Below are 12,431 nucleotides of genomic sequence, written 5' to 3'. Positions count from 1 at the left end.
ACCCTCCGGCCCCGTCGACTCCGCCGTCGTTCGGTACCGTCTCCGGGGAGCCCGCCCCGGCCCTCCCGCCAGCACCCCTTCGTGCCGCTCCTCCCGCGAGCGGCCCACGGACGAAAGAGCCCAGCATGAGCAGCACCCCCCTCCACGTCGGAGTCGTCGGCGCCACCGGCCAGGTCGGCACCGTCATGCGCCGCCTCCTCGAGGAGCGCGACTTCCCGATCGCGTCGATCCGCTTCTTCGCGACCGCCCGCTCGGCCGGCACGACCCTGCCGTTCCGCGGCGAGGACGTCGTGGTCGAGGACACCGAGACCGCCGACCCCTCGGGGCTCGATATCGCGCTCTTCTCGGCCGGAGCGACGGGGTCGCGCGCGCAGGCACCGCGCTTCGCCGCCGCGGGCGCCCTCGTCATCGACAACTCCAGCGCTTGGCGGATGGACCCCGAGGTCCCGCTGGTCGTCAGCGAGGTCAACCCGCACGCGATCGAGCAGGCCGTGAAGGGCATCATCGCGAACCCGAACTGCACCACGATGGCCGCGATGCCGATCCTCAAGGTCCTCGACCAGGAGGCCGGGCTCACCCGCCTCATCGTCAGCACCTACCAGGCCGTCTCCGGCAGCGGCCTCGCCGGCGCGAACGAGCTGGCCGGCCAGGTCCGCGCGGCCGTCGCCGACGAGCACCTGCTCGACCTCGTGCACGACGGCTCGGCGGTCGCCTTCCCGGCGCCGGACAAGTACGTCGCGCCGATCGCCTTCGACGTCATCCCGTTCGCCGGCAGCCTCGTCGAGGACGGCCTGAACGAGACCGACGAGGAGAAGAAGCTCCGCAACGAGAGCCGCAAGATCCTCGAGCTGCCCGGCCTGCTGGTCTCGGGCACCTGCGTGCGCGTGCCGGTCTTCACCGGCCACTCGCTCTCGGTGAACGTCGAGTTCTCGGCGCCGCTCAGCCCCGAGCGCGCCCGCGAGCTGCTCGCCGACGCCCCCGGAGTCGCGCTGCGCGAGGTGCCGACCCCGCTCGAGGCCGCCGGCAGCGACCCGAGCTACGTCGGCCGCATCCGCGCCGACGAGGGCGCCCCGGAGGGCCGCGGCCTCGCCCTCTTCATCAGCAACGACAACCTCCGCAAGGGCGCGGCGCTCAACGCCGTCCAGATCGCCGAGCTGATCGCGGCGAAGCAGCCCGTCGCCTGACCCGGCGCGGACCGCCATGCCGGTCGAGTAGCCGCGGAGCGGCGTATCGAGACCCACGTCGCCCGAGCGGTGGCTTCAGGCCGCCGTCTCTGCGACGGTGGATATCGATACGCCCTCTGCGAGGGCTACTCGATCAGCATGGGGCGCCCGCCTGCGCGCCGCTGCGCCTGCGTGGGGGGCGCTCGCCTGCGCGCCGCGGCGGTTGCATGCTGGTCGAGTAGCCGCGGAGCGGCGTATCGAGACCCACCCGCCCGAGCAGCGGCCGCCGCCGCCGCCCGCCGACGGGAAAAGCCGTCAATTTGATGGGGGAGTGGCCCCCCGGCCCGCCTCCCGCCCGGCGCCCGACGGTAAACTCGACTCTCGTGAACTCCTCGGAACCGGTCGACGTCGCCCTCATCGGTGGGGGCATCATGAGTGCCACCCTCGGTGCACTCCTCACCAAGCTCCAGCCCGACTGGACCATCGCCGCGTACGAGCGCCTCGGCGACGTGGCGCAGGAGTCGTCGAATCCCTGGAACAACGCGGGCACGGGCCACGCCGCCCTCTGCGAGCTGAACTACATGCCCGAGGCGGCCGACGGCTCCGTCGACCCCGCCAAGGCGATCCAGATCAACGAGCAGTTCCAGATCTCGCGCCAGTTCTGGTCGAGCCTGGTCGAGGCCGGCGACATCCGCGAGCCCTCGAGCTTCATCAACTCCGCTCCGCACATGACCTTCGTGCACGGCGAGGCCAACGTCGAGTACCTCCGGAAGCGCTACGAGGCGCTGAAGGACCAGCCGCTCTTCGCCGGCATGGAGTTCACCGAGAGCACGAAGACCATCCACGAGTGGGCGCCTCTGCTGATGGAGCAGCGCCCCGCCGGCGGTGGACCCTACGCCGCGACGCGCATCCCGGCCGGCACCGACGTCGATTTCGGCGCGCTCACCCACCAGCTCTTCGACCACGTCGTCGCGCACGGCGGCACGCTCGACACCGGCCACGAGGTCACCGGCATCACCCGGCAGAAGGACGGCACCTGGCGCCTGGACCTCAAGCAGAAGGTCGGCGGCACGCCCAAGAAGGTCGTCGCCCGCTTCGTCTTCGTCGGCGCCGGCGGCGGGGCCCTGCACCTGCTGCAGAAGTCCGGCATCCCCGAGATCAAGGGCTTCGGCGGCTTCCCCATCTCGGGGCAGTTCCTCCGGACCGACAACCCGGCGATCGTCGCCCGGCACCAGGCGAAGGTCTACGGCAAGGCCGCCGTCGGCGCCCCGCCGATGTCGGTCCCGCACCTCGACACCCGCGTCGTCGACGGCCAGGCCTCGCTGCTGTTCGGCCCGTACGCCGGCTTCACCCCCAAGTTCCTCAAGCGCGGCTCCTGGCTCGACCTGCCGCTGTCGATCCGCCCGCACAACATCGGCCCGATGCTCGCCGTCGCCCGCGACAACCTCGACCTGATGAAGTACCTGCTCGGCGAGGTGCTGGCCGGTCGCGACAAGAAGATGAAGGCGCTGCGCGAGTTCCTGCCCACCGCCCGCTCCGAGGACTGGTACCTGATCACCGCCGGCCAGCGCGTCCAGGTGATGAAGAAGGACGAGAAGAAGGGCGGCGTGCTGCAGTTCGGCACCGAGGTCATCACCGGGGCGGACGGCACGATCGCCGGTCTGCTGGGCGCCTCGCCCGGCGCCTCGACGGCGGTGCCGATCATGCTGGACATCGTCAAGCGCTGCTTCCCCGACCGGATGAAGGCCTGGGAGCCGCGGATCCGCTCGCTCGTCCCCAGCTACGGCTCGACGCTCAACGACGCCCCGGAGACGGCCGAGCGCACCGTCGCCGCCACCTCGGAGGCGCTCGCGCTCCGCGCCTCCGTCTGAGCACCGAGGGCGCGAAGCCGCATGCTGATCGAGTAGCCCGCGCAGCGGGCGTATCGAGATCCGCCATCGTCAGAAGACGGGTCTGCAGACCCGACCTGCTGAGGACGGTGGGTCTCGATACGCCGCTTCGCGGCTACTCGACCAGCATGGAGGCGGGCGGCTCGACCAGCATGACTCCACCGAAACGTTCGAACACATGTTCTAATGGACGCATGAGGTGGAGCGGACAGGCGATCGGCGCGGCGGACGAGGCCGCGCTCCCGGGCCTGGTGAAGCTCACTGAGCTGGTCCGCACCGTCCGCACCCCCGAGTTCGACGGCATCACCTTCTACGAGGTGCTCGCCAAGTCGGCGCTGAACCGGGTGCACTCCTCCTCGAAGATGCCGTTCGGCTGGACGATCAACCCGATGCGCGGCTGCACCCACGCCTGCACCTACTGCTTCGCCCGGCCCACCCACGAGTACCTCGAGTTCGACGGCGGGCGCGACTTCGACTCGCAGATCGTCGTCAAGGTGAACGTCGCCGAGGTGCTCACCCGGGAGCTCGCCCGGCCGAGCTGGGAGCGGCACCCCGTCGCGCTCGGCACCAACACCGACCCGTACCAGCGGGCGGAGGGCCGCTACCGGCTGATGCCCGGCATCATCGCCGCGCTGGCCGCCTCCGGCACCCCGATCTCGATCCTGACCAAGGGCTCGCTGCTCCGGCGCGACCTGCCGCTGCTGCGCGAGGCCGCCGAGCACGTGCCCGTCGACCTCGGCGTCTCGATCGCGGTCTTCGACGAGGATCTGCAGCGCTCGATCGAGCCCGGCGCTCCGTCCGCCGCGGCCCGGCTGGCGACCGTCACGGCCGCCCGCGAGGCGGGCTTCGAGTGCTCGGTCTTCCTGATGCCGATCCTGCCGTTCCTCACCGACACCCGCGCCCATCTGGACGCCTCGCTCCGTGCCTGCCGCGAGGCGGGGGCGAGCAAAATCATGTACTCGACCCTCTACCTCAAGCCCGGGGTCAAGGAGTGGTTCCTGCAGTGGCTCGCGCAGGAGCACCCCGAGCTGCTCGACCGCTACCGCTCCCTGTATCCCGGGCGCTCCGCCTACGCGCCTGCGGAGTACCGCCGCTGGCTGTCCGCCCGGATCCGCCCGCTGATGCGCGACCACCGGCTGGAGGAGGGGGAGGCCGACCCGGCGACCGGCTCGATGCGCTCCTCCGCGCTCGGACCGACCGCGCGCGGCGCCTCGGCGCTGCCCTCGCTCGGTGTGCTGCGGACCCTCGGCGGCGAGCACGGCCGCCCGCAGGACGGTGACGAGCCGGCCCGGCACGCCGGCCTCCGCGGCGGCGGACTGATCCTCCGAGAGCTGGGCGAGGACGGCGCCTCGGTGCTGCCCGGGGTGGGCCAGCCGACGCTGTTCTGAGAGGGCCGCGGAGGCGATCCGGGCCGCGGCTAGGATCGTCGCATGCTCCCTCGCCCCGGTGAGCCGACGTCCGGCTCCTCCGCCCGGGCCGCAGAGTCCCGGTCCGTCGAGACCCGGTCCGCCGAGACCCCCTCCGCCGACGGCGGCGTGCGACCGGTCCGGCTCGGCATCCTCGACGACCACGAGCTGCTCCTGGACAGCATGAGCAGCTGGATCGCCGCGAACGCCCCCGACTTCGAGCTCGTCGTCAGCGCCGGCACCTGGATGGAGCTGGTCACCAGCACGGTGTTCCCGACGCAGGTCGTCCTGATGGACTTCGAGCTGAGCGAGCCGATCTCGATCGAGGCGCGGATCCGCACCTGCCGTGCCGCGGGCGCGACCGTGATCGTCCTCGCCGAGCGCGAGGACGACGAGATCCGCGAGCGGTCGCTGCGGGCCGGCGCCGCCCGGCACCTCACGAAGGCGCAGTCGATGCAGGACGTGATGGAGGCGGCGCGCTCGGCCATGGCCATGCGCTCGACCGCGGGGTCCGCCTCGCAGTGGCGTCCGCTGCCGATCGGGGTGGCCGCGCAGCAGCGTCCGCGGCTGAGTGCGGGGGAGCTCGAGGCGCTGCGCCACTACGTCGCCGGCGCCAGCACTCCCGAGGTCGCCGCGAGGATGAACGTGCAGTTCGAGACGGCGAAGACCTATCTGCGCCGCGTCCGGCAGAAGTACGCCAAGATCGGCCGCCCGGCCAGCCGGCGCGCCGACCTGATCCGGCGGGCGGCGGAGGACGGCCTTCTCGAGTGACCGGCACGACCGCGGACGGCACGACGATCACCACGACCACCACGACGACCACGACCACCACGACCGCGCCGGGCGCGGCCCGCGGGCACCGCCCGCCCACGAGCAGAGACAGGACCTGATGGCGAAGCTCTACTTCCGCTACGGCGCGATGAACAGCGGCAAGAGCACCTCGCTCCTGCAGGCCGCGCACAACTACGAGGAGCGCGGGCACCGGGTGCTGCTCGCGAAGCCGGCCGTCGACACCAAGGGCGACGAGCTCATCGTGTCCCGCCTCGGCGTGACCCGTCCGGTGGACATCCTGTTCGAGCCCGACGGCGATCCGGTCGCCGTCTTCTCCGCCGCGCGCGCCCGCGTGCTCGCCGAGACGGCCCGCGACGTCAGTGCACTGCTCGTCGACGAGGCGCAGTTCCTGCCGGAGTCGCACGTCGACGATCTGCTCCGGATCGCGATCCTGGAGAACGTCCCCGTCCTCGCCTACGGCATCCGAACCGACTTCCGGACCGCCGCGTTCCCCGGAAGCAGGCGGCTCCTCGAGATCGCGCACAGCCTCGAGGAGCTGAAGACGATCTGCCGCTGCGGGCGGAAGGCGATCTTCAACGGCCGGGTGGTCGACGGCCGATTCGTCTTCGACGGGGACCAGGTCGCCATCGACGGGGCCGAGGTCACCTACGAGTCGCTCTGCGGCTCGTGCTACCTGCAGGAGAGCCGCGGACGCCTGCGCGGCTAGCAGTGTCGAGCAGTGCTCATCGGGCGTGACCCGAATGAAACAGGGAAGTGGGTAGCCTTGCGGGCGTGACATCACCGGAAACGCACGCAGGCCTTCCGACGCAGCACGCGAGACCGGGGGGTTCGATGGCTTCGCAGGAGACTCCGCCGAAGCGCCGCCCGTCCTGGGAGCAGGACTACCGCCGGCGCCTCCTCGCCACCGATGTCGTCGCGATCCTCGTCTCGGTCTTCGGCACGCAGCTGTTCTGGTTCGATCTCGACCTGAACTCCGACGTGGGCTTCAACAACCCCGTGGACATCGCCGTCAGCTACACCTGGGTGTCCGTCGTGCTCTCGATCGGCTGGCTCCTCGCCCTGCAGGTCTTCGACACCCGCGACCGCCGCATCGTCGGCACCGGCTACGTCGAGTACCGGCGGATCGTCGACGCGTCCATCTGGCTGTTCGGCATCGTCGCGATCATCGCCTACCTCCTGCAGATCCTGCTGGCGCGCGGCTACATCATCACGGCGTTCCCCGCCGGGATCCTGCTGATCTGCGTCGGCCGTCTGGTCTGGCGCTCCTGGCTGACCCGTCAGCGCAAGGTCGGCCGCTTCTCCAGCCAGGTCGTCCTGCTCGGCTCCCGCGCGAGCGTGCTGCACACCGCACGCGAGCTCCGGCGCGGCACCGAGGCCGGCTACAAGCTGGTCGGCGCGGTCTCCACCTCCGTCGGCGGCGCCGAGGCGCTCACGAGCGAGGCCGAGCTGGCGGGCCTCTCGCTGCACGGCTTCTCCGGGATCGACGGCGTGCGCGCTGTGATGGACGCGACCGGTGCCGACACCGTCGTCGTCACGAGCTCCGACGAGCTGGCCCCGCAGCGCATCCGCGAGCTCAGCTGGACGCTCGAGCCCGGCCGCGAGCACCTCGTCGTGGCGCCGAGCCTCACCGACATCGGCGGCCCGCGCATCCACACCCGGCCGGTCGCCGGCCTGCCGCTGATCCACGTCGAGACCCCGCGCTTCGACGGCCGCCAGCGCTTCGCGAAGCGGCTCTTCGACATCGCCGCGTCGACGATGCTGATCATCCTCAGCGCTCCGGTGCTGATCGTCGTCGCGGTGCTGGTGAAGACGACCAGCCCGGGCCCGATCCTGTTCCGCCAGGAGCGCATCGGGCTGAACGGCTCGACCTTCGAGATGCTCAAGTTCCGCTCGATGGTGGTCGACGCCGAGGCGCGCCTGGCCGAGCTCGCCGCCCAGCAGCGCGACGAGGGCAACAGCATCCTCTTCAAGATGGCCAAGGACCCCCGGGTCACCAAGGTCGGCACCGTCCTCCGCCGCTTCAGCCTCGACGAGCTGCCGCAGTTCCTCAATGTCTTCCGCGGCGACATGTCGCTGATCGGCCCCCGCCCGCCGCTGGCGCGCGAGGTGGAGCAGTACGAGGAGCACGTGCACCGCCGCTTCCTGATGAAGCCCGGCATCACCGGCCTCTGGCAGGTGAGCGGCCGCTCCAACCTGTCGTGGGAGGACACCGTCCGCCTCGACCTCTACTACGTCGAGAACTGGTCGATGACCGGCGACATCGTCATCCTCTTCAAGACCGCTCGCGCGGTCCTGGCGAGGGACGGGGCGTATTGAGCTCCTCCGTGCAGACGGGTGCCGACCAGCCCGGTGACGAGCGATCCGGACCGCGCAGCATGTCGCTGGCGATCCTCGAGGTCCCGTTCCGCGTCGAGTTCGGGCCCGGACTGTCCGACGAGGACGTGGCGCGGATCCGGAGCAGCTGGCGCTCCTGCGCCGCCGCCGACAGCGCCGACGCGCGCGTGATCTCGGCCGATGTGCCGCGTCCCGGCGCGGTCCCGCCGGATGGCGCGCGGGTCCTCTCGCACTCCGTCGCGCAGCTCGAGGAGTCGCTCACGTCGACCCTCACGCTCGAGGCCATCGGTGAGCGCCGCGGCGACCTCCTGATGCTGCACGCCTGCGGCGTCGCCGCCGACGACGGCCGCGTGCTCGCGTTCGTGGCCGCCTCCGGCACCGGCAAGACGACCGCCTCGCGGGTGCTGGGCGAGCGCTTCGGCTACGTGACCGACGAGACGGTCGCCGTCACTCCCGACGGCACTGTGCTGCCCTATCCGAAGCCGCTGTCGGTGAAGCCCGCGACCGGCAGCGCGCCGAAGGCCCAGCTCTCGCCGGTCGACCTCGGTCTGCGCCCCGTTCCGCAGGCGCCGCTCGTGCTGGCCGGGATCGTCCTGCTCGAGCGCCGTGACGGCGTCGACGCGCCCCGCCTCGAGCAGGTCGAGCCGACCGTGGCGATCGACGCCCTGGTGCCCCAGACCTCCTACCTCGCCGCCCGGCCCAGGGCTCTCTCGGCGCTGGTCCGCACGATCGCCTCGGTCGGTGGCGCGAATCGACTGGTCTACTCCGAGGCGGCGGACGTGCTCGATCTCGTCGACGGTCTGCTCGCCGCTCCGGCCGAGCCGGCGCCGGCGGTCTGGCACGACGTCGTCGCGCTTCCGCTGGAGGCGGAGGACGCGGCCGCCGGCGGCTCCCTGCGCCGCGCGGAGGTCGACGACGCGCTGGCGCTGCCCAGCGGCGAGCTGCTCGTCTTCCGCCAGAACACGGTGATCCGGCTCGCCGGGATCGGGCCGGTCCTCTGGCGCTCCGCGGCCGGCGGCGCCGATCTGCCCGACCTCGTCGCCGCGGTGCTGGCCGAGCTCGGCGGACCGCCGGAGGGGATCGACGCCTCGGCCGCGGTGTCCGCCGCCGTCGACGAGCTGCTCGGGCTCGGCGTGATCGCGAGAGCGACTCCGCTCCAGCCCACCCCGGAAGGGGTGCACGTCTGACGGTCCCCGAAACGGGGCCGATACACCGGCGTGCAATGATTCTGAAGCCCGTCTCCGGCAGTCGCCGATCGGTCCGGACCAGTGAAGGAACTTGACACTGTGGAACTTAGAGACGTCCTCCGACTTCTCCGCGATCACTGGATCGCCCTCGTCGCAGCCGTGCTCCTGGGCACCCTCGTCGCCTACGGCTGGTCGCTGACCCAGAAGCCGCGCTACGCCGCGGAGGCCCAGGGCCTCGTCTCGGCGGCCGTCGCCGATGCCGGGGGAGACCCGAGCCAGGCGATCTACCTGCGCCAGATCGCGGACTCCGTCGCGAAGTCGAGCACCCTCACCTACGTCCCGATCGCGAAGTCGCGGAACGTCGCCGAGATCGTCATCGGCAACCTCGGGCTCGACGTGACCGCGGAGTCGCTGATCACCGCCGTCCAGGTCACTCCCGATCCGGAGTCGCCGATCCTCAACGTCCGCGCGACGGCGTCCACCCCGGAGGGCGCCCGCACCCTCGCCGACGCCTGGATCGACGCGATCGCCGTCCGCATCCAGCAGGTGAACCAGGAGTCGGGAGCGGGCGACACCGTCAGCCTCTCCGGCGTCCAGTCCGCTGCTCTGCCGTCCTCCCCGGAGTTCCCGAACGTGCGCCTGGTGCTCGGCGTCGGCGCGCTGGCCGGCCTCGTGCTGGGCCTCGTCTACGCCTTCGTCCGGAACACCCTCGACCGCCGCATCCGCACCGCCGAGGTGGTGGAGCGGCTGTTCGACCTCCCGGTCGTCGGCACGCTCCCCGTCGACAAGCGCCTGAACGAGACCAACCGCATCGTGCCCGAGGCGGACACGACCGACTACGTGAAGTCCGACGGCAAGCACGCGCTCGCCGAGGCGCTGCGCGAGCTGCGCACGAACCTGCAGTTCATGAACGTCGACAGCCCGCCGCGGATCATCGTCGTGACCAGCCCGCTGCCCTCCGACGGCAAGTCGACCGTGACCGCGAACCTCGCGGTGACGCTCGCCGCCTCCGGTCAGCGCACGGTCGTCGTGGACGGCGACCTCCGCAAGCCCACCGTCGCGAAGTCCTTCGGCCTCGTCCCCGGGGTCGGCCTCACCGACCTGCTGATCGGCAAGGCCGAGCTGCAGGACGTGCTCCAGCCCTGGGGTCCGTCCGGCAACCTCTGGATCCTCGGCGCGGGCTCGATCCCGCCGAACCCGAGCGAGCTGCTCGGCTCGAACGGCATGGACATGCTCCTGCACGAGATCGCCCGCGAGGCCATCGTGCTCGTGGACGCCCCGCCGCTGCTGCCCGTGACCGACGGTGCGATCCTCACCGCCCGCACCGACGGCGCCCTCGTGGTCATCTCGGCCGGCCGGACGACGACCGACGAGCTCGGCAAGGCGATCCAGAACCTCGAGCGCGTCAGCGGCCACACCCTCGGCGTCATCCTCAACCGCGTTCCCCCGCGGGGCCAGGTCGGCCGCGGCTACGGCTACTACTACACGAGCTACTACGGCTCGCAGAAGTCGGGCGCGCGTCCGGACACGGCAGCCGCTCCGGCTCCTGCCCCGGCCCCCAGCGCGGTCTGAGCGGCCGCGGATGACGTTCCCGGGAGACGACGGCCTGCGGCGCGCCCGGCGCGGCTGGCGCCCCGGTGAGGCGGCCTCGACGCCCGCCGCTCCGGTCTTCACCGTCCTCTCGGTCTGCACCGGCAACATCTGCCGCTCGCCGATGGCGGAGCAGCTCCTGCGGGCGCAGCTGGGCGACCTCACCGCACCGAGCGGAGCGGGGCTCCTCGCCTTCCGCAGCGCGGGCGTGCAGACGCGGGACGGCTACCCGATGGAGCCGACCTCCGCGCGCCTGTCCGCCGAGCTCGGCGGCGACCCGTCCGGCCACCTGAGCGCGAAGCTCTCCGACGCCCTCGCGGGCGAGGCGGACCTGATGCTCGCGATGACCCGCGACCACCTCGTCGACGCGTCGCGGAGCCACCCGCCGCTCCTGCTGCGCGGCTTCACCCTGCGCGAGTTCGCCCGCGTGCTCCCGTTCGTCCTCGCCGAGGTGCCGATCCCCGCGGTCGAGGACCCCGCCGCTCGACTGCGCTCGGTGGTGCGGCTCGCCGCGGCGAACCGGGGCCGGGCGCCCCGCGGCGAGGGCGACGACATCGACGATCCGATCGGCCGCAGCGAGAGCACGCACGTCCGCGTCGCTCAGGAGATCGCCGCGGCCGTCCACGACATCTCCCGGGATCTGAGAGCATTGGCGCGGAGCTGACCTCGCGCGTGCCGCGCGGGCTCCCTCCGCTCCACCCGTTCCTCCCTCCTGCAGTCGCCGACGCGACATCGACCCGCCTACGATTCGGAGAAATCCCGTGAAGCTTTCTGTCATTGGTTGCGGCTACCTCGGAGCCGTCCACGCCGCCGCGATGGCCGAGCTCGGCCACGACGTCATCGGCATCGACGTGGACCCCGCGAAGATCGAGGCGCTCTCCGCCGGCACCGCTCCGTTCTTCGAGCCCGGTCTGCCCGAGCTGCTCTCCTCGGGCGTGGCCTCCGGCCGCCTCCGCTTCTCGACCGACACGGCCGACGCCGCCGACGCCGCCGTGCACTTCATCGCGGTGGGAACGCCGCAGAAGAAGGGCGAGAACGCGGCCGACATGACCTACGTCGACGCCGCGATCGACGGCATCCTGCCGCTGCTGACGGCGGACTCGCTCGTCGTGGGCAAGTCGACCGTTCCGGTCGGCACCGCCGCCCGCCTCGCCGAGCGGATCGCCGCCAGCGGCGCGACGCTCGCCTGGAACCCGGAGTTCCTCCGTGAGGGCTTCGCCGTCGAGGACACGATCAGCCCCGACCGCCTGGTCTACGGCGTGCCCGCGGGCGCCGCCGGCGAGGCCGCCAAGGCGACCCTCGACGAGGTCTACGCGACGGCGCTGGCCGCCGAGACGCCGCTCGTGGTCACCGACTACGCGACCGCGGAGCTCGTCAAGGTCTCGGCGAACGCCTTCCTCGCCACCAAGATCTCGTTCATCAACGCCATTGCCGAGATCGCGGAGGTCACCGGCGCCGACGTCACGCAGCTCGCCGACGCCATCGGCTACGACGTCCGCATCGGCCGCCGCTTCCTGAACGCCGGCATCGGCTTCGGCGGCGGCTGCCTGCCCAAGGACATCCGCGCCTTCTCGGCCCGCGCGGACGAGCTCGGCGTGGGCGACTCGGTCGCCTTCCTCAAGGAGGTCGATGCGATCAACCTGCGCCGCCGCCAGCGCGTGGTCGACCTCGTCACCGAGGGCCTCGGCGGCTCGGTCGAGGGCAGGAAGATCGCCGTTCTCGGCCTCGCGTTCAAGCCGGAGTCGGACGACGTCCGCGACTCGCCGTCGCTCGACGTCGCGACCCGCTTCCACGACCTCGGCGCCGACGTGGTCGCGACCGACCCCGAGGCGATCGAGAACGCGCGCCGCCGCTACCCCGACATCACCTACACGACCGACATCGACGAGGCCCTGCGCGGTGCCGACGCCGTCGTGGTCGTCACCGAGTGGAAGCAGTTCCGCGCGATCGACCCCGTCGCCGCGGGCGAGAAGGTGGCCGGGAAGTTCGTGGTCGACGGCCGAAACTGCCTCGACCAGGACGCCTGGCGCGCCGCCGGCTGGGAGTACCGCGGCCTCGGCCGCTGATCCA

The 12,431-nt window shown here is 71.9% G+C and carries 11 protein-coding genes; all 11 read left to right on the top strand.

Translation table 11 applies throughout. The annotated features are described in order from the left end of the window. Positions 1–125: 125 nt before the first annotated feature. On the top strand, positions 126–1,184 hold the full coding sequence (locus MT351_RS11855; RefSeq protein WP_243582273.1) for an aspartate-semialdehyde dehydrogenase: 1,059 nt from the start codon (positions 126–128) through the stop codon (positions 1,182–1,184). A gap of 362 nt (positions 1,185–1,546) precedes the next feature. Further along, positions 1,547–3,034, top strand: a complete 1,488-nt coding sequence (locus MT351_RS11850) for a malate:quinone oxidoreductase (RefSeq protein WP_372487875.1) — start codon at positions 1,547–1,549, stop codon at positions 3,032–3,034. 212 nt (positions 3,035–3,246) lie between these two features. Then, positions 3,247–4,440 (top strand): Rv2578c family radical SAM protein, encoded by a 1,194-nt coding sequence (locus MT351_RS11845; RefSeq protein WP_243582272.1) that lies wholly within the window; start codon positions 3,247–3,249, stop codon positions 4,438–4,440. A gap of 42 nt (positions 4,441–4,482) precedes the next feature. After that, positions 4,483–5,229: a response regulator transcription factor gene (locus MT351_RS11840; RefSeq protein WP_243582271.1), complete on the top strand. Its 747-nt coding sequence runs from the start codon at positions 4,483–4,485 to the stop codon at positions 5,227–5,229. Continuing rightward, complete coding sequence (locus MT351_RS20040; RefSeq protein WP_279398280.1) at positions 5,226–5,348, top strand: hypothetical protein; 123 nt, start codon at positions 5,226–5,228, stop codon at positions 5,346–5,348. The genes MT351_RS11840 and MT351_RS20040 overlap by 4 nt, the downstream gene beginning before the upstream one ends. After that, positions 5,348–5,956 carry a thymidine kinase gene (locus MT351_RS11835; RefSeq protein ID WP_123447696.1) on the top strand — a complete coding sequence of 203 codons (609 nt, stop codon included), beginning with the start codon at positions 5,348–5,350 and terminating at the stop codon, positions 5,954–5,956. Before MT351_RS20040 ends, MT351_RS11835 begins: the two co-directional genes overlap by 1 nt. Positions 5,957–6,081: 125 nt before the next feature. After that, positions 6,082–7,566, top strand: coding sequence for a sugar transferase (locus MT351_RS11830; protein ID WP_123737558.1), 1,485 nt, complete (start codon positions 6,082–6,084; stop codon positions 7,564–7,566). A gap of 8 nt (positions 7,567–7,574) precedes the next feature. Further along, complete coding sequence (locus MT351_RS11825; RefSeq protein WP_243582270.1) at positions 7,575–8,771, top strand: hypothetical protein; 1,197 nt, start codon at positions 7,575–7,577, stop codon at positions 8,769–8,771. 99 nt (positions 8,772–8,870) lie between these two features. Continuing rightward, positions 8,871–10,343 carry a polysaccharide biosynthesis tyrosine autokinase gene (locus tag MT351_RS20320; RefSeq protein WP_243582269.1) on the top strand — a complete coding sequence of 491 codons (1,473 nt, stop codon included), beginning with the start codon at positions 8,871–8,873 and terminating at the stop codon, positions 10,341–10,343. Positions 10,344–10,353: 10 nt separating this feature from the next. Continuing rightward, on the top strand, positions 10,354–11,025 hold the full coding sequence (locus tag MT351_RS11815) for a low molecular weight phosphatase family protein (RefSeq protein ID WP_243582268.1): 672 nt from the start codon (positions 10,354–10,356) through the stop codon (positions 11,023–11,025). Between the two features lie 97 nt (positions 11,026–11,122). After that, positions 11,123–12,427 (top strand): UDP-glucose/GDP-mannose dehydrogenase family protein, encoded by a 1,305-nt coding sequence (locus MT351_RS11810; protein WP_123737562.1) that lies wholly within the window; start codon positions 11,123–11,125, stop codon positions 12,425–12,427. Positions 12,428–12,431: the final 4 nt, after the last annotated feature.

Source organism: Rathayibacter sp. VKM Ac-2926, assembly GCF_022815565.1.
Classification (GTDB): Bacteria; Actinomycetota; Actinomycetes; order Actinomycetales; family Microbacteriaceae; genus Rathayibacter; species Rathayibacter festucae.
This window is presented reverse-complemented; position numbering and strand designations above follow the sequence as displayed.